The organism is Pseudomonas sp. PS02302 (genome assembly GCF_029959585.1).
Classification (GTDB): domain Bacteria; phylum Pseudomonadota; class Gammaproteobacteria; order Pseudomonadales; family Pseudomonadaceae; genus Chryseomonas; species Chryseomonas aestiva.
In genome coordinates this window covers 20,409-44,890 of sequence record NZ_JASCON010000020.1, presented here as the reverse complement: position 1 = coordinate 44,890, position 24,482 = coordinate 20,409, and the positions used below count along the sequence as shown (strand labels likewise).

The 24,482-nt window shown below is 66.9% G+C and carries 23 protein-coding genes; 6 read left to right on the top strand and 17 right to left on the bottom strand.

The genetic code is table 11. The features are described from left to right. Positions 1–4: 4 nt before the first annotated feature. Entirely contained in the window at positions 5–1,618 is a 1,614-nt protein-coding gene (locus QMX82_RS09320) for a cytochrome ubiquinol oxidase subunit I (RefSeq protein ID WP_282282622.1), read from the bottom strand. A gap of 33 nt (positions 1,619–1,651) precedes the next feature. After that, on the bottom strand, positions 1,652–1,795 hold the full coding sequence (cydP, locus tag QMX82_RS09315) for a cytochrome oxidase putative small subunit CydP (RefSeq protein ID WP_017641416.1): 144 nt from the start codon (positions 1,793–1,795) through the stop codon (positions 1,652–1,654). Positions 1,796–2,055: 260 nt separating this feature from the next. Here cydP and QMX82_RS09310 point away from each other — a divergent pair, with 260 nt between their 5' ends. Both QMX82_RS09310 and QMX82_RS09305 read left to right on the top strand, forming a co-directional pair. After that, positions 2,056–2,316 carry a hypothetical protein gene (locus QMX82_RS09310; protein ID WP_282282621.1) on the top strand — a complete coding sequence of 87 codons (261 nt, stop codon included), beginning with the start codon at positions 2,056–2,058 and terminating at the stop codon, positions 2,314–2,316. 56 nt (positions 2,317–2,372) lie between these two features. After that, a complete protein-coding gene (locus QMX82_RS09305) occupies positions 2,373–3,374 on the top strand; it encodes a dipeptidase (protein WP_282282620.1) in 1,002 nt (333 codons plus the stop codon). A 33-nt stretch (positions 3,375–3,407) separates the two neighbouring features. On the opposite strand, the gene QMX82_RS09300 is transcribed toward QMX82_RS09305, so the two are convergent. The 6 genes from QMX82_RS09300 to QMX82_RS09275 form a co-directional block, all read right to left on the bottom strand. Beyond that, on the bottom strand, positions 3,408–4,595 hold the full coding sequence (locus QMX82_RS09300; RefSeq protein ID WP_282282619.1) for an NAD(P)/FAD-dependent oxidoreductase: 1,188 nt from the start codon (positions 4,593–4,595) through the stop codon (positions 3,408–3,410). 190 nt (positions 4,596–4,785) lie between these two features. Continuing rightward, a complete protein-coding gene (locus QMX82_RS09295; protein ID WP_282282618.1) occupies positions 4,786–7,254 on the bottom strand; it encodes a PAS domain-containing protein in 2,469 nt (822 codons plus the stop codon). Between the two features lie 219 nt (positions 7,255–7,473). Then, positions 7,474–8,922, bottom strand: a complete 1,449-nt coding sequence (locus QMX82_RS09290; protein WP_282282617.1) for an amidase — start codon at positions 8,920–8,922, stop codon at positions 7,474–7,476. Between the two features lie 21 nt (positions 8,923–8,943). Beyond that, a complete protein-coding gene (locus QMX82_RS09285; protein WP_282282616.1) occupies positions 8,944–10,161 on the bottom strand; it encodes an MFS transporter in 1,218 nt (405 codons plus the stop codon). 10 nt (positions 10,162–10,171) lie between these two features. Then, the gene (locus QMX82_RS09280; protein ID WP_282282615.1) at positions 10,172–11,098 is read right to left on the bottom strand and encodes a SphA family protein; all 927 of its coding nucleotides are present in this window, start codon (positions 11,096–11,098) and stop codon (positions 10,172–10,174) included. Positions 11,099–11,163: 65 nt separating this feature from the next. Further along, positions 11,164–12,132, bottom strand: a complete 969-nt coding sequence (locus tag QMX82_RS09275; protein ID WP_282282614.1) for a helix-turn-helix domain-containing protein — start codon at positions 12,130–12,132, stop codon at positions 11,164–11,166. 180 nt (positions 12,133–12,312) lie between these two features. On the opposite strand from QMX82_RS09275, the gene QMX82_RS09270 reads away from it, so the two are divergent. Continuing rightward, positions 12,313–13,305: a dienelactone hydrolase family protein gene (locus tag QMX82_RS09270; RefSeq protein ID WP_282282613.1), complete on the top strand. Its 993-nt coding sequence runs from the start codon at positions 12,313–12,315 to the stop codon at positions 13,303–13,305. Positions 13,306–13,584: 279 nt separating this feature from the next. Continuing rightward, positions 13,585–14,034: a DMT family transporter gene (locus QMX82_RS09265; protein WP_133860994.1), complete on the top strand. Its 450-nt coding sequence runs from the start codon at positions 13,585–13,587 to the stop codon at positions 14,032–14,034. Between the two features lie 127 nt (positions 14,035–14,161). Here the strand turns inward: QMX82_RS09265 and QMX82_RS09260 are convergent, their stop codons facing one another. From QMX82_RS09260 to QMX82_RS09235, 6 genes are all read right to left on the bottom strand, one after another. Next, positions 14,162–15,064, bottom strand: a complete 903-nt coding sequence (locus QMX82_RS09260; RefSeq protein WP_282282612.1) for an allantoinase PuuE — start codon at positions 15,062–15,064, stop codon at positions 14,162–14,164. Between the two features lie 52 nt (positions 15,065–15,116). Continuing rightward, positions 15,117–15,986: a MurR/RpiR family transcriptional regulator gene (locus QMX82_RS09255; RefSeq protein ID WP_158890436.1), complete on the bottom strand. Its 870-nt coding sequence runs from the start codon at positions 15,984–15,986 to the stop codon at positions 15,117–15,119. Between the two features lie 36 nt (positions 15,987–16,022). Beyond that, entirely contained in the window at positions 16,023–17,258 is a 1,236-nt protein-coding gene (locus tag QMX82_RS09250; RefSeq protein ID WP_282282611.1) for a cysteine desulfurase-like protein, read from the bottom strand. 20 nt (positions 17,259–17,278) lie between these two features. Next, the gene (locus tag QMX82_RS09245) at positions 17,279–18,013 is read right to left on the bottom strand and encodes an amino acid ABC transporter ATP-binding protein (protein ID WP_133860990.1); all 735 of its coding nucleotides are present in this window, start codon (positions 18,011–18,013) and stop codon (positions 17,279–17,281) included. Next, positions 18,010–18,687, bottom strand: coding sequence for an amino acid ABC transporter permease (locus QMX82_RS09240; protein ID WP_133860989.1), 678 nt, complete (start codon positions 18,685–18,687; stop codon positions 18,010–18,012). The genes QMX82_RS09245 and QMX82_RS09240 overlap by 4 nt, the downstream gene beginning before the upstream one ends. Positions 18,688–18,751: 64 nt before the next feature. Further along, positions 18,752–19,528 carry a transporter substrate-binding domain-containing protein gene (locus QMX82_RS09235; RefSeq protein WP_133860988.1) on the bottom strand — a complete coding sequence of 259 codons (777 nt, stop codon included), beginning with the start codon at positions 19,526–19,528 and terminating at the stop codon, positions 18,752–18,754. Between the two features lie 507 nt (positions 19,529–20,035). Between QMX82_RS09235 and QMX82_RS09230 the strand changes: the two genes are divergently transcribed. Then, complete coding sequence (locus QMX82_RS09230; RefSeq protein ID WP_282282610.1) at positions 20,036–21,268, top strand: glutamate carboxypeptidase; 1,233 nt, start codon at positions 20,036–20,038, stop codon at positions 21,266–21,268. Between the two features lie 64 nt (positions 21,269–21,332). On the opposite strand, the gene QMX82_RS09225 is transcribed toward QMX82_RS09230, so the two are convergent. After that, the gene (locus QMX82_RS09225; protein ID WP_282282609.1) at positions 21,333–22,295 is read right to left on the bottom strand and encodes an endonuclease; all 963 of its coding nucleotides are present in this window, start codon (positions 22,293–22,295) and stop codon (positions 21,333–21,335) included. Between the two features lie 231 nt (positions 22,296–22,526). Here QMX82_RS09225 and QMX82_RS09220 point away from each other — a divergent pair, with 231 nt between their 5' ends. Next, positions 22,527–22,721 (top strand): hypothetical protein, encoded by a 195-nt coding sequence (locus QMX82_RS09220; protein WP_208691592.1) that lies wholly within the window; start codon positions 22,527–22,529, stop codon positions 22,719–22,721. Between the two features lie 139 nt (positions 22,722–22,860). Here the strand turns inward: QMX82_RS09220 and QMX82_RS09215 are convergent, their stop codons facing one another. Together QMX82_RS09215 and QMX82_RS09210 are read right to left on the bottom strand one after the other, a co-directional pair. Then, the gene (locus tag QMX82_RS09215; RefSeq protein ID WP_282282608.1) at positions 22,861–23,115 is read right to left on the bottom strand and encodes a DUF2790 domain-containing protein; all 255 of its coding nucleotides are present in this window, start codon (positions 23,113–23,115) and stop codon (positions 22,861–22,863) included. A 165-nt stretch (positions 23,116–23,280) separates the two neighbouring features. Then, positions 23,281–24,453 (bottom strand): MFS transporter, encoded by a 1,173-nt coding sequence (locus QMX82_RS09210; RefSeq protein WP_282282607.1) that lies wholly within the window; start codon positions 24,451–24,453, stop codon positions 23,281–23,283. Positions 24,454–24,482: the final 29 nt, after the last annotated feature.

Here is a 24,482-nt window from a genome sequence, read left to right as displayed (position 1 = left end):
CTCCTCAGACGTTGACCGGAGCGGCGGGCCTGGCCACGGCGGCCTGGCGCAGGGCGTCGCCTAACTGGGCAGCGCGTTCGTGGTAGTAGCGGCCACTGTGCAGGCTGCTCGGGCCGAGGCGAGCGAAGCGGATCATCAGGTACAGCTCCACGATCAGCAGGAGGGTGTAGAAGGTCACCAGGGCGCCGATGGAGCCGAGCAGATCGCCCGCGGCCAGGGTCGAGGCCGACAGGTGGGTGGGCAGCACCTCGCTGATGGTCCAGGGCTGGCGACCGTGCTCGGCGACCCACCAGCCGGTCTGGGTGGCGATCCAGGGCAGCGGCAGGCTGAACAGCGCCCACTTCAGCAGCCAGGGCTTCTTCAGCTCGTTGCGGCGGGTCGAGGCCCAGAAGGCGCAGATGAACAGCGCCAGCATCAGCACGCCGCTGGCGACCATGAGGCGAAAGGTCCAGAACAGGCTGGCGACGCCGGGAATGGTGTCCCGCGCGGCCTGGCGCACCTGCTCGGGGGTGGCGGTGGCGGGGTCGTTGACGTACTTCTTCAACAGCAGGCCATAGCCCAGGTCCTGCTTGTGGGCGTCGAAGGCGGCGCGGGTGGCGGCGGAATCGTCGCCGGCGCGCAGGCGTTCCAGCAGGGCGTAGGCCTGGGCGCCATTGCGGACGCGGGCCTCGTATTGGCTGACCAGGTCCTTGATGCCGGTGACCTGCTCGGTGGTGGAGCGGGTGGCGATCAGGCCCATCAGATAGGGGATCTTCACCGCATAGTCGGTGCGCATCTCCTGTTGATTGGGGATGCCGAACAGGGTGAAGGAGGCCGGCGCTGCCTCGGTGTCCCACTCGGCTTCGATGGCGGCCAGCTTGACCTTCTGCACCTCGCCCACGCGATAGCCGGATTCGTCGCCCAGCACGATCACCGAGATGACCGCGGCAGTACCGAAGGCGGCGGCCACGGCAAAGGAGCGCCGGGCAAAGCCGATGTCGCGACCCTTGAGCAGGTAGTAGCTGGAGATCGCCAGCACGAAGATGGCGCCGGTGACGTAGCCCGAGGCCACGGTGTGGACGAACTTCACCTGGGCCACGGGGTTGAGCAGCAGGGCGCCGAAGTCGACCAGCTCCATGCGCATGGTCACGTAGTTGAACTCGGCGCCGACCGGATTCTGCATCCAGCCATTGGCCACCAGGATCCACAGGGCGGACAGATTCGAGCCCAGGGCCACCAGCCAGGTGACCAGCAGGTGCTGACCCCTGGACAGGCGATCCCAGCCAAAGAAGAACAGCCCGATCAGGGTGGATTCCAGAAAGAAGGCCATCAGGCCCTCGATGGCCAGGGGCGCGCCGAAGATGTCGCCGACATAGTGGGAGTAGTAGGCCCAGTTGGTGCCGAACTGGAACTCCATGGTCAGGCCGGTGGTGACGCCCAGGGCGAAATTGATGCCGAACAGCTTGCCCCAGAACTGGGTCATGTCCTTGTAGACCTGTTTGCCGGTCATCACATAGACCGACTCCATGATCCCCAGGATCACCACCAGCCCCAGGGTCAGGGGCACGAAGATGAAGTGATACAGCGCGGTCATGCCGAATTGCAGGCGTGACAGGTCCACGACGGATTCCGAGATCATCCCGGCAATCTCCTCAAGCTAAAGGAAAGGGTGCTAGTCCAGCAGGTGGGCGCTGACCGCCTGGGTGGCGTCGGGCGGGACCGTGGGGGCGCTGAACCAGAGGCTCTTGATCACCATCAGCAGCGCCAGCTTGATCAGCAGAATGACCAAGAGTTCTTTGACCAGGCGTCCGTTCATGGCGACCTCGCGAGCCGTGGCGCCGCTCCGGGGCGGAGTGGCGGCTACCTGCAGGATGCGCCTGCTGGCCCTGGGCAGAACTGATCCAGATCAATTGGCCAGTGGCCAGCGCCTGGGGCAGGTTGTCGCAGCCGTTCAGGTCGGGTTCAGAGGGGTTAAGACAGCGTTAAGACGCCTGGGCGCAAGGTGGAGCCGTGACTGACGCCGGACCGCGTTCCGCGGCGACGCCAGCCCCCGTGTTCAAGACAGGAGAATCCACCATGAACGTCTTCAACAAGATGGCCGCACTCGCCCTGCTCAGCACCGCCAGCTACACCGCCATGGCTGCCGAGATCAACGAAAGACGCGCCCAGGCCGCGCCGCAGCCGGCCGTCGCCGAGGCGGACGTCAGCCGCAGCCAGAACGTGACCCCGGCGGGCTGGGACCAGGTGCTCGATCCCCATGCCTATGGCCAGGTCTCGGTGCGCTATCAGGCACGGCGCGTGGATCCGGCGCTGTTGCGGGGCGTGACGTTCGGCTAGCGGCCGGGTCCGCATGCTATGTTGAACCCCTCGAGACGGGTGGAGGAGAGACGAAGATGCAGACGCTCGCAGCCAGGGACGCGGGACTCAAGCCGCTACGCTGGGAGGCGCATGCCTGCCTGCCGCTGGTGCCGGGGCAGGACATGTCCGGCTTGAGTCGCTATCACGAGGCCGGCTTCCATCACGTGTCGATCAACGTCGGCATGGACATGACACCGTTCGCGACGGTGCTGCGCACCCTCGCCGGCTTTCGCGCCTGGCTCGCCCGGCATGACGCGCACTTCTGTCTCGTCGGCGCGGTGGCCGACCTGCAGCGTGCGCGCGAGCAAGGCAAGCTGGCGGTTTCCTTCGATCTCGAAGGCTCGACCATGCTGCTCGACGACCCGGCGATGGTCGGGCTGTATGCCTCCCTCGGGGTGCGCCAGATGCTGCTCGCCTACAATCGCGACAACGCCTGCGCCGGGGGCTGCCACGGCGCAGGCGGCGGTCTGACGGCGCTGGGTCGCGAGGTGGTGGCGGCCGGCAATGCGGCGGGCATCACCCTCGACTGCGCCCACGCCAGCGAGCGCGCCAGCCTGGAGATCATGGCGGTCTCGACGCGGCCGGTGATCTTTTCCCACACCAATATCAAGGCGCTGCATGACCATCCCCGGACGATCAGCGACGAGCAGATCCGTGCCTGTGCCGACCAGGATGGGGTGATCGGCCTGACCGGGCTAGGCATCTTTCTGGGTGATCCCGCGGCCTCGGTGGCCAGCTATGTCCGCCAGATCGACTACCTGGCGGAGCGGGTCGGGACCCGACATATCGGCATAGGATTGGATACCGAGCTGTGCCCGGCCGACCATGATCTTCACGCTGGCGTCGACGCTGAAGACTGGTGGCCCGCACGCCACTATGGACAGCCGCACGGTCATACCCAGCTGCAACCCGAGGCGCTGCCTGAACTGGTCAGCCAACTGGCGGGTCGGGGCTACACCACCGCTGACATAGACGCCATCCTGGGCGGGAATTTCCTGCGCATCGCGAGCCAGACCTGGCCGTCTGCGGTTGCCTGAGGCCAGGCGCAAGGCGCTTTTACGGCGCCTGGCCTAGACGTACTGCGCCGCCGCATAGCCGGAGGCCCAGGCCCACTGGAAGTTGAAACCGCCCAGATGGCCGGTGACGTCCAGTACCTCGCCGATGAAGTACAGGCCGGGTGACTTGAGCGACTCCAGGGTCTTGGACGAGACCTCGCGGGTGTCGACGCCGCCCAGGGTGACCTCGGCGGTGCGATAGCCCTCGGTGCCCGCCGGGACCAGTTGCCAGTCGTGCAGCCGCGCGGCGATGGCCTTGAGTTCGTCGGGCGTGTACTGCTTCAGGGGCTTGGACTGGAACCAGCTGTCGGCGAGCAGGGTGGCCATCTTCTTGGTGAACAGCTCGCCGAGCAGCGTCTTGAGTTCGCTGTTGGGGCGCGCCTGGCGCTGCTCGGTGAGCCACTGGGCCAGGTCGAGGTGGGGCAGCAGGTCGATGCTGAGGCTGTCGCCGGGTTGCCAGTAGGAGGAGATCTGCAGGATCGCCGGACCGCTGAGGCCGCGGTGGGTGAACAGCAGGTTCTCGACGAAGCTCTGGCCGTTGCAACTGATCCGGCAGTCTTCCACCGCCGTGCCGGACAGGGCGCTGCAGAATTCCTTGAGCTGCGGATCGGTGATCGTGAAGGGCACCAGGCCGGCGCGGGTCGGCAGCAACTGATGGCCGAACTGGCGGGCGACCTGATAACCGAAGCCGGTGGCGCCCAGGGTCGGGATGGACAGGCCACCGGTGGCGATCACCAGGGATTCGCCGCGCACCGGGCCCAGGCTGGTCTGCAGCTGATAGCCGCCCGGGTCGAGGCGGGTGATCTCCTGCACCGAGGTCTCCAGGCGAATGTCGACGCCGCCTCGCTCGCACTCGTCCAGCAGCAGGGCGAGGATGTCGCTGGCCTTGTTGTCGCAGAACAGCTGGCCGAGCTTCTTCTCGTGATAGGGCACGCCGTGCTTGGCCACCAGGGCGATGAAGTCCCACTGGGTATAGCGTGCCAGCGCCGACTTGCAGAAATGTGCGTTCTGCGAGAGGAAGTTGGCGGGTTCGCAATAGAGGTTGGTGAAGTTGCAGCGGCCGCCGCCGGACATGAGGATCTTCTTGCCGGCCTTGTTGGCGTGGTCGAGCACCAGGACCCGGCGCCCGCGCGCGGCGGCGCTCAGGGCGCACATCAAACCGGCCGCGCCGGCACCGATGATGATGACCTGGGTCTCGAACACTGTGACTCCTTACCGATAGAAAGAGGGCCACTGGCCCGCGGCGGCGCATGTTACCCGATCGTCAGGGTAGGGTGGGGGACCGCTGTCGGTCCGCGCCGGTCTGCCGTGGCGCCCGACCCTTGGCGGGCGCAGCGGTCTGTCCGCGGCGGTCGCTGCCAGAGGGCCGCGCAGCGGGGCATCCAGCCACGCGCTAGGTGGCCAGGTGCGACTCGCACTCGGCGAGGATCTCCTGCAGCCGGCGAGACAGGGCGTCCGCCGAGTAGGGCTTGTGGATCAGCTCGAAGCCCTGGGCGCCATGGGTCGCCAGCACGTGGCTGTAGCCGGAGGTCAGCAGGATCGGCAGGCTGCGATAGAGGCGTCTGATCTCGATGGCCAGTTCCAGCCCGCTCATGCCGGGCATGACGACATCCGAGAAGACCACGTCGAACCGGCCAGGCTGGTCGGCGAGCAGGGCGAGGGCGTGCTCGGCGGTCCCGGCCAGCACCGCGTGGTAGCCGAGATCGCCCAGCAGGTCGACGGCGAAGCTGCCGACCTCGAGATTGTCCTCGACCACCAGGACGGTGACCCCGCCGCCATCAGCGGCGGCTGCCGTGTCATCCAGGGGCGGTGGCTGTCCGGTAGCCGGCGCGACCGGCAGATAGAGGTGGAAGGTCGTGCCGCGACCAACCTCGCTGGTGACCCGTACCTCGCCACCGGACTGCTTGATGAAGCCGAACACCTGGCTCAGGCCGAGACCGGTGCCCTGGCCGACTCTCTTGGTGGTGAAGAAGGGCTCGAAGATCTGTTCCAGGTGCTCGCGGACGATGCCGCTGCCGTTATCCGTCAGGGCGACGGCCACGGCCGGGAGGGCCAGGGCGGGCTGGGTGGCCGTGGCCGGAATGCTGGCGACGGTGCTGACGCTGATGGTCAGGCGCCCCGCATCGCTCATGGCGTCCCGGGCGTTCACCGCGATGTTCACCAGGGCGGTATCGAACTGGCTGGGGTCGGCATAGACCAGGCAGGGGTCGTCGCCGACCTCGAGTGTGATGCCGACCTGCGAGCCGAGCAGGGTCTCCAGCATGTCGCTCATGGCCAGGACATTGTCCCGGGCGGAAAACACCTCGGGAGCCAGGGTCTGGCGACGGGCGAAGGCCAGCAGCTGTCCGGTCAATCTGGCGGCGCGATCCACGGTGGTGGAGATCGCCTCCAGGTAGCGTTCGCGGCGGGCGTCGCTGAGGTTGGGCCGCTTGAGCAGGTCGCAGGAGGTGCGGGCGACGGTGAGCAGGTTGTTGAAGTCATGGGCCACGCCGCCGGTGAGCTGGCCGATGGCTTCCATCTTCTGCGCCTGGCGCAGGGCGTCTTCGGCGGCCGCGAGATCCAGCGTCTGCTGGCGTTGCTGGGTCACGTCGCGCACGGTGGCGTAGATCAGTTCGCCATTGCGCTTGGCATTCCAGGAAAACCAGCGGTAGGACCCGTCGCGGTGACGATAGCGGTTTTCGAAGCTGGCCAGCGCGAGGCCCTGCTTGATATCCCGGAACGCCTGGCGCGTGGCGACGAGATCGTCATCGTGGACAAAGGCCACGAACGGCTGGGCCTTGAGTTCCGCGAGCGGCCAGCCCAGGGTCAGCTCCCAGGCCGGGTTTAGGTTGACGAAGAAGCCCTCGAGATCAGCCACGCACAGCGGATCGGTGGAGCGGTTCCAGATCTGATCGCGCTCGGCGGTGCGTTCCGAGATGCGTTGCTCCAGCTGGTCGTTGAGCGCCGCGATGGCCTCGGCCCGGGCCTGCTGCGCCTGTTGGGCGAGGATGCGACTGCTGATGTCGCGGGAGATGCAGACGATCTTCACCTCGCCGGTGCCGGCCACCGCGAAGGGCGAACAGGACACCTCCCACCAGCGCGACTCGCCGCGGGCGGTGGGGCAGAAGCCTTCGACCCGGGTGGTCTGGCCGGTAGCGGCACGCCTGACGGCGTGGCGGATCTTCGCGACTTCCGCGTCGGGCCAGAACGCGGCGTACTCGCAGCCCATGACCTGGTCGAAGGACTGCAACTGGTTGAGCTCCAGGCCCTGGTCATTCATGAATTCGATATGGCCCCCGGCGGAGAGGACCTTGACGCAATCCAGGCTGGCCTGGAGCAGGCTGCGGGAAAAGCCCTCGCTGTGCAGCACGTTGCGGGCGGCCACAAAGCGACGCTGGGCGCCGATCTCCAGCGCGATCATGCCGGCGAAGAGTTCGAAAGCGGACAGGATCTCGGGGCTGCTGGGTTTGGCCGGCTGCGGATCGATGGCGCAGAGGGTGCCGAAGAAGCTGCCATCCTCCAGCACGATGGGCACCGAGATGTAGCTACGCAAGCCGTATTGCCGGGGCGTGTGATGGTCGCGATAGAGCTCGTCCAGCGCCACGTCGTCGATCACCACCGGCTGGCGATGGTCGCGGATCTCGTCGCAGATGGTCGATTTGACTTTCAGCTCGCTACCGGGCTGCAGCCCGAAGCCGATGAGGTCCAGGGTGCTGCAGGCGATCCAGCGATCGTCGGTCACCCGGGCGACGGCAGCGAAGCCCATGCCCGTCATCCGGCAGACCACGTCCAGGATCTTGGGTACCGCGGCGATCTCGGCGATGAGATCGATGTCCTGGGCCAGGCCATACGAGGGGACTGGAGTCGAGGTGAGGATGCTCATCGGGTCGCTCGTACGGTGCCCTGCCCGGGCAACGGGAAAGATGGCGAGCGACAGGCTGAAGCCTCCAGCGCTTATGCCGGAGGGCTTCGTCACAGGCCGTGCGCGGCCAGTATAGCGACCATCCAAGCGAAGCGGGTGACAGGATGCCCGCCAGTTTGCGATGGGCATCTCCCTCTCTGATTTGAGGCCGCTGGCGGGCCTTGCCGTGCGGCCCGGGCCTCAGCGACTGCCCGCCAGCGGCGGCCGCCGTCCCGCCCAGGGCTGGGCGCGCTCCAGCTGGGCGGCCAGCGCCAGCAGGGTGCCTTCCTCGCCGAAGCGCGCGGCGAAGTGGCTGCCCAGCGGCAGGCCGTTGGGTGTCCACCAGAGCGGCACCGACATGGCTGGCTGGCCACTGGCGTTGAACAGGGCGGTGAAGGGCGAGTAGCTGTGGAAGGCGGCGATGGCCTCGGCCAGCGAGCGTTCCTGGTGGTCGCCATCCAGCTCGCCCAGGCGCGGCGGTTCGCGGGTCAGGGTGGGGGTGAGGATGACGTCATGGTCGCTGAGAAAGCGTGCCAGGGTCCGGCCCAGGGCATGCAGGCCTTCCACCGCGGCAGCGTAGCGGTGGGCGGGGATGTCGCCCCGTTCGCGCAGGATCACCCGGGTACGGGCGTCCAGCTCCTCGTCGCTGACCGGGGCACCGCGCATCGCGCCGAGCACCTGCAGGTAGTGACGGGTGCTGGGGCCGATGATGTCGAACACCTGGTCGAGAAAGCGGGGCAGGTCCACCGGCAGGGTCGTCGGCTCGACGTGGTGGCCAAGGCTTTCGCACAGCCGCGCGGTGTGGCGTACCGCGGCCAGGGCGTCGGGTCCGCTGGGCCAGGGCGCCAGGTGCTCGACCAGGGCGATGCGCAACGGACGCGGATCGCGTTCCAGCAGGCTGGCGAAGGGCGCATGCTGCGCCGGTGCCGCATAGGGCGCGCCCAGGTCGGCGCCAGCGGTGGCATCCAGCAGCAGGGCGTTGTCGCGCACCGACCGGCTCATGGCGTGGGGCGTGCCCATGCCGGCCCAGCCTTCGCCGACCATGGGCCCGGACGGCATCCGGCCGCGACTGGGCTTGAGGCCGAAGATCCCGCAGCAGGAGGCGGGTACCCGCAGCGAGCCGCCGCCGTCGTTGCCATGGGCGAAGGGCACCACCCGCGCGGCGACCAGGGCCGCCGCGCCGCCACTGGAGCCACCGGCGCTGTGGCCCGGATTCCAGGGATTGGCGGTGGCGCCGAAGCGGCGCGACTCGGTGCTGTAGGAGGTGCCGAATTCCGGCGAGGTGGTGGTGCCGACGAACAGGCAGCCGGCTTGGCGCAGGCGGCTGACCAGTTCACAGTCGAAATCCGGGCGCGCTTCGCCCAGGGCCAGGGAGCCATTGGTCATGCGGGCGCCGGCCAGGGGGGTGAAGAGGTCCTTGACCAGGGTCGGCACCCCGGCGAAGGGGGCCTCGACATCGAGCGGCGCCCGGGCCGCGGCGCGGGCCTGGTCATAGAGCCGCTCGCTCACGGCGTTGAGGCTGGGCTCCACGGTATCCAGGCGCTCGATGACCGCTTCGAGCAATTCGCTCGCCGTGATCTCGCGCTGCCGCAGCAGCGTCGCCAGGCCGTGGCCGTCCTGGGTGTCCAGCAGGGATTGCAGGCTGTGCATGGAAAGATCCTCGATCAGAATTCAGGAAGCGCGCGACGGCGCAGGCAGGGCGGCCTTGCGCCGCAGCAGGGCGACGGCCGCCCAGGCCAGCGCGGCCACCAGGGCGGCGCTGGCGAGGGCACGGATGGCCAGGTGCAGATCGCCGGCGAAGGGCAGGAGTACCGCCACCACCAGGGGACTGGCGAACTGACCCAGGTAGAGGCAGCCGGTGTAGCCGCCCATGCCGCGGCCCCGGGCCCGGGCGCTCAGGGCGCCCATCACCGGTGCCATGGTGTTGGGCACCAGCATGCCGACGCCCAGGCCGTGGACGGTCACCGCCACCAGCACGGCGTCGTAGCTGCGGGCGTTCACCAGCAGCCAGAGGCCGCTGCCCATGCAGGCCAGCAGCACGGCGTTGCAGCCGGCCAGGCCCCACCGGCGGCGCAGCAGCGGCCAGAGCAGCGGGCCGCCCAGGGTCGCCAGCAGCCCCAGGCCCGCCGAGGCGCCGATCAGGGTGCTGGAGGTGATGCCCAGTTGCACCAGCAGCAGCGGACTCTGGATGGGCACCACCACGCTGAGCACCATGCCGGCGAAGACCAGCAGGTAGTTGACGATCAGGGGCAGCGGCGCACTGTGCTGGGGGCTTTCGTCGGCGCCGATGGTGACCTGGGCGCGGCTTGGTTCCCACAGCAGCCGCAGCATGAAGGGCACCAGCAGCAGCGGCAGCAGATAGAGGTAGAAGGGCGTGCGCCAGGAGTGCTCGCCCAGGGCGCCGCCAACCACATAGAACAGCGAGCCCACCAGGCTGATGGCGATGACCTGGCCATTGACGTAGGCCAGCCGCCGGCTGCCCTGCCAGTAGTCGGCGATCAGGGTCACGCAACAGGTCATCACCGCCGCCTCGGCCAAACCGAAGACCAGGCGGGTGAGGGTGATGGCCGGCAACGATTGCAGCAGCGCCGGCAGCATGCCGAGCAGGGCATAGCAGAAGGTGGCGATGATCAGCAGCCGCTTGCGCCCCAGGCGGTCGGCCAGCCAGCCGGCCAGGGGCGCGAAGAGGGCGATGGCCAGGGCCGGCCCGGTCATCGCCAGGGGGATCAGCAGGTCGGCGCGGGGTTCGATGGGACCGAATTCGGCGCCCAGCTTGGGGATGATCGGCGCGACCATCACCGAACCCATGATGGTCAGGCTGCTGCCGAGCAGGAGTACGGCGCCCTGGCGCCGGCCGGGGGTAGGGCGGGAGTAGGCGGTGGCGGTCATGGACGGATCCTCAGAAGCTGTGGGAGAGCCGCACGGCGAAGGCGTAGCCCTCGGCGCGGTTGCGGGCGTCGACTTCCTTGTAGAGGTGCACCCAGACCGGTGGCAGGCCGGGCTGGAAGAAGCTCAGCGCCGGTCCCAGCGCCAGCACCCGGGCGCGATTGCCGCGGGTAAGACCGGGGGCGTCGTCGTCGGTGAGCTGGCGGTAGTAGTAGCCGCCCAGGCCCGCGGTCCAGGGACCGAAGTGCTGACCCACGGCAAATTCGTGACGGTATTCCGTGCCGCTGCGGTAGTCGGTGGCGGGGTTACGGCTGTTGAAGTCGGTCTGGAAGCTGGACGACACCTCGAAGCCCGAATCGCTGATGTAGCTCAGGTTGAGCATCGGTGAGACGGTCCAGTGGTGGGTGCCCGGATTGACCAGCCGATTCTTGTCGTAGTCCCCGGTGGGCGCCTGCACCTGTAACCAGAAGTTCACCCCCAGGTTGCGCGAGGGCTCCCACTGCAGGATCAGCGGAATGACCTGGATGTCGGCCTGGCGGAAGAGCGTGGCGCTGTCGGCAAACACCGGCACGCCGTTGGCCTTGACGGTGAGGTCCGCGTCCATCCTGAAGAAGGGCTGGACCCCGCCGAAGCCATAGCGAGCGCCCAGGACGCGGGTATCGGTCATCTTCAGGTAGGCCAGGCCCAGGGAGAGGACGTCGATGGAAAAGTCATTGCCGTTGTCGCGACCGTGGCTGTCGCGGATGGCGGTGGCGCGATAGAAGTTGCTGCGCAGGCCCAGGGTGCCGTGGGGCGTCGGCGGCGGGGTGAAGCCGGCGCCGAAGTCGTAGACGCCGAAGGCGGTGGTGGGCGAGCCGCTTTCGGTGGCCTGGCTGGCGGCGGTCAGCCCCAGGGCGGCGAGGCCGACGGCAAGGGCGTGGAGCGGGCGGGTAACGTTCATGGAGTTCCCTCTTCTTATTGGCCACCTGAGCCTGAGGGAAAGCCGTTATCCGCCGTTAGCCAGATTCAGCACTTCTGCATGGCGGTCTTGAGGGTGGCGGAGGGCAACTGGCCGAACAGCCGCTGGTAGTCGCGGGCGAAGCGGCTGAGGTGACAGAAACCCCACCGGGCGGCGACGTCCTGCACCGATTCGGCTGCTCCCCGGCGCAGGGCGCGATGGGCCGCATTGAGACGCAGGGTGCGCAGGTAGGCGACCGGGTTGAGGCCCAGCGTTTCCTGGAAGCAGTACTGCAGCTTGCGCCGACTGGCACCGACGCGATTGCACAGTTCGAGGATGCTGGGCGGCTGGTCCGGATGCGCCAGGGCGTATTCCCGCGCCCGGCGGATCACCCGCAGGCGCGCGCTGGGGGCCAGTTCGTGGGGTTCCCCCGTATCGAGCAGGTCGAGCAGGTGCAGCAGCAGGGTGTCGCGCAGGGCGATACGCGCGGCCGGCTGCGCGAGCCAGGTCAGGCTCCCCGACTCGGGCGCGAAGAGCGCCTGGGCCAGCCGCGCCAGCGCCAGGTAGGCGCCCCCTGCCGGCAGCCGATAGCAGCCGGACAGGTCGCGCACGTCGAGAGCGCTGTGCTGGCAGGCCAGCAGGCGCGCCATCTCGGCTTCCTGCAGATTGATGCAGAGCAGATCGAGATTGGCCGGGGTACGCAGCTCCGGCAGATTGTCGCCACGCGCCACCAGCAGCTGGGCCTCGTGCAGGGTATGGCCGCCGCAGTGCAGGGCGCCGGCGTCCCGCATGGGCAGGCTGAAGGTCAGGGTGTTCCCCTGGGCCTCGCCGCTCTTGAGCATGGCCTGGTTGGAGCGATCCCGCAGCAGGCTGAGGTCGTCCAGCCAGAGATCGCTGAGTTCGCCGTGAAAGCGACCTGCCGACAGCTGATCGTATTGCATGCGCCAGCCCTCGACGCAGAGCGCATGCTCGTCGATGTCACCGGTATACCGATGCCGGATGCGCGGCGGTAACGCGAAGGAGCCGTCTTGGTGCATTTGGGAAACCTTTTGGATCGCAAGGGGCCGTTGGCACGGGAGCTACAAGTTTCGTACCTCAAGGTCGGTTCAGGCGGCAAGGTTGCCAATTTCGGCTAGTGCGGGTTCTGCTCACCGCCTCTCCGGCAGGGCGCCGCCAATTGGCTACCCTGAGAGGACCCCACAAGAAGGATGTAACCAATGCGCTACCTGCCCGCCGGATCTTTGCGCCCCGCGCTCGCGGCCCTTGCCTGCCTTGCCAGTGCCACCGTCGGTGCGACCACCTCGCCGGCAACCGATATTCCCGCTCGGCAAGAGGTGCTGACCTTCACCTCGCTGACCCTGAGCGATCAGCAATTCCTGACGGGGGACAAGGGCGGCACCGAGGTGCTGCTCGGTGGCGTGCTGTCGCTGCCGCCAGGCAAGGGCAAGGTCCCGGTGGTCATCCTTCAGCATGGCTCGGGCGGGGTGGGTGCCAACATCACCTATTGGCAGCGGCAGTTCAATCAGGTCGGTATCGCCACCTTCGCCGTGGATGGCTTCTCGGGCCGGGGCATCACCAGCACCCCCAGCGACCAGGCCCAGCTGGGGCGGCTCAATTTCGTCCTGGATGACTATCGCGCCGGCGCCCTGCTCGCGCGGCACGCGCGCATCGATCCAGGCAAGATCCTGCTCATGGGCTTTTCCCGCGGCGGGCAGGCTTCGCTCTATGCCGCCCTGGAGCGCTTCGACCGACGCTGGAAAAGCCAGGATTTCCAGTTCGCCGGCTACCTGTCGTTCTATCCCGACTGCTCGATCACCTTTCGCGAGCAGGACCAGGTCGTCGCCAAGCCGCTGCGGGTCTACCACGGCCTGGCCGACAACTACGATCCCTATTCCCGCTGCGAGGGCTATTTCGCGACGCTCAAGCAACAGGGCGCCGACCTCGGGGTGCATACCTATCCCCATGCCGAGCATGGCTTCGACAGCCCCTATGCCTGGAGTCCGGTGGTGGTCGCGCAGGGGAGCCAGACCGTGCGTGACTGCCGGATCGCCGAGAACGCCAGGGGCGAGTTGATCAACCAGCAGACCGGCAAGGTCTTTTCCTACCAGGACAGCTGCGTCGTGCTGGGGCCCAGGGTCGGGCCTGATGCGGAGGCGACCCGCCAGGCCACCCGGGATGTGTTGGAGGAGGTCAAGGCCATCGTCAAATAGGCCTGCCCCGGCGCGGCCGGGGTCTCGAGCAGGAGTACCCGGGCGGAGGAGGGCGCAGGACCGCACCGGGACTCGCGCGAAGCGCCTGACGGAACCGGCATCGATCCAGTCGGCGGGTCAGGCCCGCTGGTCGAAAAGGCGGCCAATATCCCGGGGTAGAGCCTTCAGGCACGAGCGAGACGGCACTTTTACAAGATGTGTCCAGTCGTAACTCAGGCCTCGCCCGGCCACTGAATCGGCCTCGCGCCTCCTCCATGCTCCGCTCCGAGACGACTCCTGATGAATACTGCGAACTGGGCTTATATCCTTATCGTCGTTGCCGGATTCCTGCAGGCTGCCGGTGCGGCCATGAACGGCTCGCTCAACAAGGCGCTGGTCAATCCCTGGCTGGCGACCTCGGTGTCCTTCGTGATGGTCACCTTCGTCGCGATCGGGCTGTTCATCTGTATGCCCAGGCCGCTGCCCTCGGTGAGCCAGCTCGGCGACATGCCCTGGTGGGCGCCCCTGGGTGGCATCGCCGGCGCGGTAGCGGTATTCGCCGGTCTGCTGTTCATCCAGCGCCTCGGCGCGGCGCCGGTGAACGGCGTCACCATCACCGCCAACCTCATCGCCAGCCTGGCCATCGATCACTTCGGCCTGTTTTCCATGGAGCAGCATGCGGTCAACGGCTGGCGACTGCTGGGCGCGCTCCTGATGATCGCCGGGGTCGTCCTGATCGCGCGGTTCTGAAGCGGCACCCCGCTAATCCCTGGCACGCGGCGGTCCCCCTGTACTCGGGACGGCTGTCGTCATCACGTCTGGACGGTGACGACAGCGCGGAGACCGCCAAGGCGCCTCCAGACGCGCCGGGATCAGGCTAGCCGTCAGCCCTTTCCAGCCAGGCGCGGGCGATCTCTTCGCGGGTCGCGAACCACACCCCCTCGGACTGCCTGGCGTATTCGATGAATTTCTTGATCGCCCGGACCCGGCCGGGGCGGCCGATCATGCGCGGGTGCAGGCCGATCGACATCATCCGTGGTCCGGTCGCGGAGTCCTCGTAGAGGACCTCGAAGCTTTCCTTCATGTATTCGAAGAAGTCCGAGGCCTGGGACAGACCGGGCGAGTTCCAGTAGCGGAAATCATTGACGTCGGCGGTGTAGGGCACGACGAGATGGCGCCTGCCCTCGACCTCGACGAAATAGGGAACGTCGTCGTTGTAGGCGTCGGAGTCGTAGAGGAAGCCGCCTTCCTCGGCCACCAGCCGGCGGGTGTGGATGCTGGCGCCATAGCGGCAATACCAGCCGACCGGCCGCTTGCCACAGGTGCGCTCGAAGGATTCGACGGCGAGGCGGATGTGCTCACGCTCTTCCTCCTCGCTCAGGCGAAAGACTTCTTCCCAGCGATAACCATGGCTGCAGATCTCGTGGCCACCGGCAACGGCCGCCTTGGCAACCTCGGGATTCTGTTCGAAGGCCACCGCACAGGCATGGAAGGTCGCGCGCACCGCCTGTTCGTCGAGGATATCGAGGATCCGCCAGATGCCGACGCGGGAGCCGTATTCGTACATGGATTCCATCGCCAGATTGCGGGTGCCGGCGGGGATGGCGTAGCTGCCCCATTCGGTCATCGACTCCTGGTCCGGATCGCCCATGGCGAGCGAGCGCTCGGAGCCTTCCTCGTAGTTGATCACCAGGCTGATGGCCAGACGGGCGCCGTTGGGCCAGGTACCTTGCGGGCGTTGTCTTCCATAACCCACCAAATCGCGTGCAGGTGACAGCATCGGGGTCTACTCCTGAAGTGCTAGTTGTGAACTACAAGGTGAGCGCAGGGGCTCAGCAGTCGATGTCCTTCAGTCGTTCATGATCGAAGGTGCCATCGGTATCGCCCTGGCTGAAGGCGAGCCCCATGGCCAGGGTCTGGGCGATGCAGAAGGAGGCGGTGAGGGAGCGAAAGCCGAGCAGCTCCGCATCGTTGACCTCTATGACCGTCTCCGCCATCTTGCCGATCGGACTCAGCACGGTGTCGGTGATGGCCACCAGCGTCACACCCGCCTCGCGCGCCTGCCGGCAGGCCTCGACGGTATCCCTGGCGTAGGGCGGAAAACTCACGGCGATCAGCAGATCGTCATGGGCGATGGCGCTGACCTGTTCCGGCAGGGTGCCGCCACCGCCGCTGATCTGCACGGCGCGGCGGCCCACCCGGCTCAGGGCGTAGCTCAGGTAGGCGGCCACCGGGAAGGCCCGGCGCAGGCCGATGACGAAGGTGGTGCGCGCGACCTGCAGGTGGGCGATGGCGGCTTCGATGTTGGCCTGCTGGTCGCCTTCCGCCAGGTGTTCCAGGGACACGATGTTGGCCTGGCTGAATTCCCGCAGGATGGCGCCGACGTCGCTGGGATCGTCCAGCAGCTTTTCCCCGCCGTAATGCCGGATGCGCTCGCTGTGGGTATCGGCGGCCTGTTGCAGCGGCGCGCGAAACAGCCGCTGCAGATCCTTGAAGCCGGCGAAGCCCAGCGCCTGGGCCAGGCGGATGTAGGCCGTCGGGGCGATGTTGGAGCGCCGGCCCAGCTCGGCGACCGTGCTGAGGGCGATCTCGTGCGGATTGTCGATGAGGAAGCGGGCCGCGTCGCGCAGCCGCTCCGACAGGTGTTCGTGCTGGGCGGCTAGGCAGTCGCGCAGCTCCGCAAGGGTTTCCGGTAAGGCCATGAAAAACGCTCGGCAGAGGGAAAGGAGAGGCGCCGGTCAGCGCAATTCGGTGATTGCCTGATCCAGCGCGGTGATGAGGCGGTCGATCTCTTCGAGGGTGTTGTAGTGCGCCAGGGACACCCGTACCACCCCGCCCAGGGGCGCCAGGCCCAGCGCCTCGATCAGGCGCCGCGCATAGAAGTCGCCAAAGCGGATGCCGATGCGCTGCTCGTCGACCTTGAGCACCACGGCTTCCGAGCGCACGCCTTCCACCACGAAGCTGATGGTGGGTACGCGCGCCTGGACGCTGGTCTTGCCGATGACCCGAACCCCGGGGCGCTGGCGCAGAAAGCCCAGCAGTCGCTCGGCGAGGACATCTTCCTGGATCTCGAAGGCGTCGAATGCTGCCTGCATCCGCTCGCGCTCGCTACCCTGGACGCCAAGCCGGGCGCCGATGTCGAGCAGATAGTCGGAGATGCCGATGCAGCCGAAGGACAGCTCGTAGTTGACGTTGCCGGGCTGCAGTTTGTACGGCACCACGTCCTGGCCGATGAAGAAGTGGTTGAGGCTGGGAAATTCCAGCAGCAGGTCGCGACGGCCCCAGAGCACGGCGAAGTGCGGGCCGAAGGTCTTGTAGAAGCTGTAGACATAGAAATCGGCGCCGCTGGCCTGCACATCGACCAGCCGGTGCGGCGCATAGGCCACCGCGTCCACGCACAGCTGCGCGCCCACCGCATGGACGCGGCGGGCGATCTCGGCGACGGGATTGATCGAGCCAAGGATGTTGGAGGCGTGGGTCACGGCCACATAGCGGGTCTTGTCGCCGAGCAGCGCCTGCAGGTCGTCCAGTTCCAGTTCGAGGCTGTCGGGATCGACCTGCCAGACGCGCAGGGTGGCGCCACGGTCTTCGCAGAGCCGGACCCAGGGGCCGATGTTGGCTTCGTGGTCGCAGTTGGTGACGATGATTTCATCACCGGGCGCGATCGAGGGTGCGATGGCGCGGCAGAGTATCTGCAGCAGGTGGGTGGTCGAGCCGCCCATGATGACTTCGTCGGGATGGGCCGCGTTGATCAGCTGCATGACCGAACGACGCGCCTGCATCACGCGCTCGCCGGCCGCGACCGAGGGCGGGTAGGAGGCGCCCAGCTGGACGCTGCTGTTGAGCAGATAGTCGGCCACCCGCTCGGCGACCCCTTGCAACACCAGGGAACCGCCGGCGTTGTCCATGAAGACGTAGTCGTCGGCCAGACCGGGAAACTGCTTGCGAACGTATGCGATATCGAGGGAATTCACGCGACTCTCTCCAGCCAGGATCAGTGGTGCAGGATGGCCTGCAGGAAGGCCCGGGTGCGGGGTTCCTGAGGGGCGGTAAAGAAGGGTTCCGGGGTGTTCTGTTCGACGATGCGACCGCTCTCCATGAAGATCACCCGATCGGCGACGCGCCGGGCGAAGCCCATCTCATGGGTCACCACGACCATGGTGACGCCGGAGCGGGCCAGGTTCTGCATGACGTCGAGCACCTCGCCGACCATCTCCGGGTCCAGCGCCGAGGTGGGCTCGTCGAAGAGGATGGCGCGGGGCTCCATGGCCATGGTGCGGGCGATGGCGACCCGTTGCTGTTGGCCACCGGACAACTGGCTCGGGTACTTGTGGGCGTGATCGCCCATGCCGACCTTGACCAGCAGATCCCGCGCGCGGGCATGAACCTCGCGCCGGTGCAGGCCGCGTACCCGGATCGGCGCCAGCGACACGTTGTCGAGGACACTCAGGTGCGGATAGAGGTTGAAGCTCTGGAAGACCATGCCCACTTCGCTGCGGATACCGGCGAGGCGCGGTCCGTTCTCGACCCTTTCGCCCGCCACGCGGATATGGCCCTGCTGGTAATTTTCCAGCAGGTTGATGCAGCGGATCAGCGTCGACTTGCCGGAGCCGGACGGGCCGAGGATGACCACCACCTCGCCTTCCTCGACCTGCAGGTTGATGTCGCTCAGCGCCTGGAAATTGCCGTAGTACTTGTCGAGGTGTTCGATGTCGATCAGGGTGCTCATGCGGTCTTGCCTCCCGCGCCATTGCGTCTTTCGACCCAGCTGACCAGTTGCACCATGGGCAACAGCAGCAGCAGATAGAGCAGGGCGGCGCCCACTAGCGGGGTCGGGTTGGCCGCCAGGGCCTGGGCCTGGGTCGCCTGCTTGAGCAGGTCGGGCATCGCCACCACCGAGGCGAGGGCGGTGTCCTTCATGACGTTGATGCAGTTGCTGGTCATGGGCGGCAGCACGATGCGGATCGCCTGGGGCAACACGACGTCGCGCATGGTGTTGAAGAAGCTCATGCCCTGGGCGGCCGACGCCTCGAACTGACCGCGGGGAATGGCTTCGATGCCCGAGCGAAAGATCTCGGCGCTGTAGGCGCAGGACACGAGGGAAAGCGCGCTGGCCGCTGCCGCGAAGGAAGACAGGCGGATACCGACGAAGGGCAGCGCGTAATAGATCAGGACCAGCAGGACCAGCAGCGGGATGGACCTCATGATGTCGATGTAGATCCGCGCCAGCAGCCGCACCGGCGCGTAGGAATACAGACGCAGCAGGGCCAGCAACAGCCCGCCGACTAGACCCAGGACGATACTCACGAGGCCCAGCAGAACGGTCACGCCCAGGCCCCGAATCATCAGGGGCAGCGATTCGACCAGCACGTTCCAGTTGAAGAAGGTTTGCAGAAGATCCATGGGATACCTCGGTCACGGCCCGGGGCGAACGAACCTCGCCCCGGGCCTGCAGCAGCGGCAGGGCTTACTTGGGCGCGGCGGAGACCTTCAGGGTGCTCGACTCCTTGGCGGCCTCGGTACCGAACCACTGTTTGTGGATGGCGCCCAGGGTGCCGTCTTCCTTCATCTTGCTGATGATGTCGTTGACCTGGTCGCTCATGGGCCAGCCCTTGGCGTGCATCAGCGAATAGCGTTCACCCGTGGGAATGCGGGCGACGATGGTGAATTGCGGCTTGTCCTTGATGTAGTAGAGGACGGCGGGGATATCGCTCAGGTAGCCATCGATGCGCCCGGAGCCCAGGTCCAGCATGGCCGGTGACAGTCCCTCGTAACGCGAGACGTCGGCGAACCTGTACTCGTTCTGGTGCTGGCCGATCCACATGTCGCCGGTGGAGCCGGTATCGACACCGACGACCTTGCCCTTCATGTCCTCGAGGCTCTTCACCTTGGATTTGGTCAGGGCGGTCAGCGACTGGTCGCTGTCGAAGTAGGGTTGAGCGAAGGCGACCGATTCCAGGCGCTTGGGCGTGATGGTGATGGACGAGATCGCGATGTCGACGCGTTTCGATTGCACCGCGCTGAACAGCCCGTTGAAGGGAATGTTGACGAAATCCACGCTCTTGCCGGCCCGCTTCGCCACTTCCTTCACCACATCGACTTCGAAGCCGACGAAGTCGCCCTTGGCGTCCTGAAACTCCCAGGGCACGTTGCCGACGTTGGCCCCCACCGTCCAGTCGGCTGACCAGGCGGGCAGGGCTACTGCGGCGGTCATGAGCAAGCCCAACGCTATCTTCGCTTTCATCTTCACTCCCTATTTTCCGGTGCTTTCAGTGGCTTTTCCTTACAACGTCGAATCGAGAGTAAGGCAGTGAATTATTTTATTCAATGATAAATTTTATTGGATTTTTTGCTCCAAAATCGTGCGAAGGATTGCCGCCGAAGCCACCTTGGCGGAGTTGCGGACGGGGCTGCACGGCGGGAACGCCGGGGAAAGGTCGGCGCCAGACGCCTTGGGCCCGCGCGGCAGTCCGTGCCTGAAAATGAGGCACGGGGCCTCCGGCTCGGGGCCGCGCCGGGGCGCTGGGCATGCCGTCCGGCCGCTGGGCTTTGCGGCGGCGGGCCGGCAGCGCACCCCTTTGGCCCGAGGGGCCACCCACTAGCCGACGAAGCCCGAAATAGCCCAGGTCCTCTCGCGACAACCGCTGGACCCTCTACGCGGGACGGCCGGGAAAATGCTCCGGTTTCCCCTATGTGCTTGTTGCGACTACAGTTGTCTGACTAATCCAATAAGGCCAACAAGGAAAGTCCGATGTCCGCTCCGTTCTTGCGTACCACCCTCGCTGCCGTTCTCACCTGCTGTATCGCCCTGCCCGCCGGTGCCGCGCTCGACGCGCGCATCCAGACCGCCGCGGAACAGGCCAAGGCGCCGACGCTCACGTTGCTGGAGCAACTGGTGAATATCGACTCGGGGTCCGGCTACGCGCCCGGCCTCACCGAAGTGGGCAAGCTCGTCAGCGCGGAATTGCAGAAACTCGGCGCCACGGTGCAAGAGGTGCCCAACACCGCGCCGGATCTGAGCAAGCACCTGGTCGCCACGCTCAAGGGCAGCGGCAAGGCGAAGATTCTCCTGCTGGCGCACATGGACACGGTGTTCAAGGAGGGCACGGCCAAGGCCCGGCCGTATCGCACCGATGAAAAGCGCGCCTATGGTCCGGGCGTGTCCGACGACAAGGGCGGCATCGTGGTCGCCCTGGCGGCGCTGGAGATCCTCAAGAAGCTCGACTTCAAGGACTACGGGCAGATCACCCTGCTGCTGGACGCCAGTGAGGAAACCGGCTCCCAGGCCGCCACCGAGCTGATCGCCAGCACCGCCAAGCAGCATGACGTGACGCTGAATCTGGAGCCGGGTCGGCCGGCCGATGGCCTGGTGGTGTGGCGCAAGGGCAGCGCCACCGCCGTGGTGGAGGTCAAGGGCAAATCGTCCCATGCCGGCGTGTCTCCGGAGCTGGGGCGCAACGCCGCCACCGAGGTCGCGCACCAGGTGCTGCAGCTGGGCAACCTGGGCGATGCGGAGAAGAAGACCTCGGTCAACTTCACCGTGATCGAGGCGGGCGAGCGCATCAACGTGATTCCCGATCACGCCGTCGCCAAGGCCGACGTCCGCGCTGCGCTGCCCGAAGAATTCGATCGGGTGGAAAAGGACCTGGCGCGGATCGCCGCCAACAAGCAGATCCCCGACACCGAGGTGACCACCCGGCTGGAGCGTGGTCTGCCGCCGATGCCGCAGACCGCGGCGAGCGATCGGCTGCTGGCCATGGCCCAGGGCATCTATGGCGAGCTGGGCCGCACCCTGACCGTCGAGGGCAGCGGTGGCGCCGCGGATGCCAGCATCGCCGCCGGTGCCGGCGTGCCCACCCTGGACGGCTTCGGCATCGTCGGCGGCAAGCTGCACACGCCCGAGGAATACGTGGAACTGGCCAGCGTGACGCCGCGTATCTATCTGCTCACGCGGATGCTGGTGGAGCTGTCCAAGGCGCAGTGACCGTCCGGCGTACCCGCTGCCGACCCGGTCGGTCAGCGGGTACGGGTGGCAAACAGCCGTCGGCTCAACCCGAGCAGTTGCCCGCCTTGTTGAAGCCTGCGGCCTTCGCCTCGGCTTCGGAGGCGAACTTGACCTGGTTCTTCGGCGCGACCTGGGCGTAGCTCGGGCAGCCTTGCGGCAGGTGATAGACGTGGCTGTTGCGGTTGCCGATGATCTTGCCCTGGCTGGCCGCGGCGGGGCTATCTCTCCTGACCGGTGCTGACGGCGCTGGCTTGGCTGCCGGCAGGGGGCTGACGATGCCGTCGCCAACCGGTCTGTAGCCCAGCGTCCAGTGTCGCTCGCCGGACACGAAGGGGTTGCCATGGCCCATCACCGCGGCGATGCGGCTGTCCCGTTCGCGCTCCCAGGCGGTGACCGGTTGCTGCTTGTCCCAGGCCATCAGCAGTTGCTGCTGCTGGCGCGACATGTTCAGGCCGTAGCGATCGAACATATAGAAGGTGACCCGGGCGACCAGGCCCTTGACCTCGTCGCGCGGTTCGGCGGCGCGTTCCTGGAAGTCGACCTTGGTCGTGCACCGGCCGTATTGCGGCTGCACGCCTTGGGCCATGCCGTAGTTGAAATTGGCCCGGTCACCATTCACCTCGCCCACGGCGGGGTAGAGGTTGAACAGGTCGGCCTCCATGGCGCGGAACACCGGGTCATCCGCCACGCAGTGTTCCCGTCCGCCGTTCTGCCAGCACTGGCGCTGATGACCGAAGGTCCAGGCCGGCACGATGTGCTCCCACTCGGTGCGTTCGCCGCGGGTTTCCTGCTTGCGCGCCTGGAAGCCGCAGGAGGCGGCATCGAGCCGTCCCCCGGACTTGCCGACCCACTCCCACTTGCAGCCGCAATAGAGGTCGCCCTGGGCGCTGGTGTTCTGATCGAAATAGACTTTTTGTCTGGCGATTACCTTGGCCTCGACAAAGGTGTCGGGCGCTGCGGCGAGTGCGGAGGAGGCCACCAGTGTGGCCAGGAGAAGCGAAAGCAAAAGGCGCATGTATCTTCACAGCTCGATTAGGGCGCCGAATTGTATAGCTTTTGCCTCGCTGATAGCGGGTGCAGGGTGCGGAAGTCTCGGGGGAGACGCTCTAGCTCGGGGGGCTGGACAACCTCAGGTCGAAACGCATCTTTCAGCAACAATGAGATTCGCTGAGATTTGTGAACCAAATCTCAAAAACTTGTCTGATGACGCAGTCTGTACGTCTGTCCGGAGTTTTCTATGAATGGCCCCACCCCTTGCTGTGATCTGGGCGGTATGAGCACCTTGGTGCTGGAAGATGAGCTGGTCGAGCGCAAGACGCGGCTGGCCGAGGCCCAGGCCGATGTCCAGCGCCCGTTCCTGTCCTATGCGGACGACCACGCCTGCATCGCCGTGCTGGAGCGGGCGCTGGCCAAGGCCTATCGATTTTTCTAGCGGTCAGTCCGCCGATCCGTTGCCTTCTCCGCCAGCCCGATATCCCTGGGTTCCGGGGGCAGAAGGGGACGGTACAGAAGGCCCCTCGGCCAGCGCGACGGTGGCCGCCGCGCGCTGGCACGGGGGGGCTAACACCGCCTCAATTCTGGTTGTAGCAGCCATTGCCGGACACCAGATAGTCCAGCTCATGCTCCCGGCCGGCGTGATCCAGATAGTCGAGGCGGGCCGGCACGATCCCGCACTGGGCGTCCAGGTCGGTCTGGCTGATGACCTTGACGACGTCGAGCGGGACGAAGAAACCGGGCTGGTCATGGATCAGGGCGGGATGGTCGGGAGCGGCCAGGGCGGAGCCGGTGGCGAGCAGACCGAAAAGACCGAGCAGGAGCGCTTTCATGGAGAGTCCTCTTGAAGGGGTGGGTAGCGAGTCGCTGACCGGGCCACTCTAGGAGGACAGGGGGGACGCCAGGCTGACCGGGTGATGACAAATCGGTCATGGAGGTTGTCGCCTGGCCGCACGGCAGGCCGTGATAGTGGCGGCCCCCTAGCATGCGGCCAACGCTCAGACCGAGCAGTCCAGCGCCTTGCCCGGCACCTGGCGGCGTCCCCAGGACAGCATGACGAGTACCAGGACGCAGCCGACCAGGATGGCGCCCGCCGACAGCACGAAGAGACTGCGCCGGTCGTTGCCTTCGATGAGCAGACTCAGCAGGGTCGGCGCCGCGGCGGCCGAGGCGACCTGCACCACGCCGACCAGCTTGGTCAGGCGCCCGCTCGGATCATGGGTCACGACCGAGGACATGTAGTAGGACAGCGCCAGGTTCCAGCCGAAGTTCATCAGGAACACCGCGAGCATGAGATCCGCCGCCGTGTGGATGCGCGTGGCCAGCAGGTAGATGGCGCCGAGCACGGCCAGGGAGCCGGTGAGGATCATCGGCACGCGGCCCAGATGGCGCCCGGCCACGCTGGGCAGGGCCGCACCGGGCAAGCCGCCGAGCAGGCCGATGCTGATCGCCCAGCCGATGTCCACCGGTGCCACCCCGGCGTCGCGGGCGATGCCTTCGACGAAGCCCCACAGCGAGTAGATCGACAGCTGCAGGAACAGCATGCCGAGCAGCGAGCAGACGCCGATCACCGTCAGACCGGACCGCAGCGGTGCGGGGGAGACCTGTCGCTCTTCCGGGCTCTGCCTGGCCGGCAGGCAGAGACTCAGCAGACAGACCAGGGCGAACCAGGCGGCCAGGTAGTAGATCGCCCCCGCGAAACCCTGCCACTCAGCGATGATCGGCATGAGCACCGCGCTGCTGGCGAACAGGGCGGTCTGCACGAACAGCAGGATGCCGAAGGACCTGTCCTGGCCCGGCATGCTGCCCAGCCAGTAGATGGCATAGGAGTAGAGCACCCCCGAGCAGAGCCCCGAGAGGCCGCGCAAGGCCAGCAGCGGATCAAGGGTGGTGACGCTGGCGGTCGCGGCGTTGGCGAACAGCAGCAGCAGGGCCGTGCTCAGGGCCAGGGTGCGCGGCCCGAGGAAGCGGATCATCGGCAGGTACAGCAGCGTCCCGACGATGGAGCCGCACATCTCGACGGACAGGGTCCAGCTCTGCTGCGCCAGGGTCAGGTCGAGGCGTTCGGTCAGCAGTCCGATGAAGATCGGCTGCACGCCGATGACGAGAATCGAGGCGGCGGCGATGGCGATGCACGCGGCGCGCACCAGGGTTTGCTTGGCAATGGTCATGGTCGTTTACCTGCCGGCTCGGCCACCAC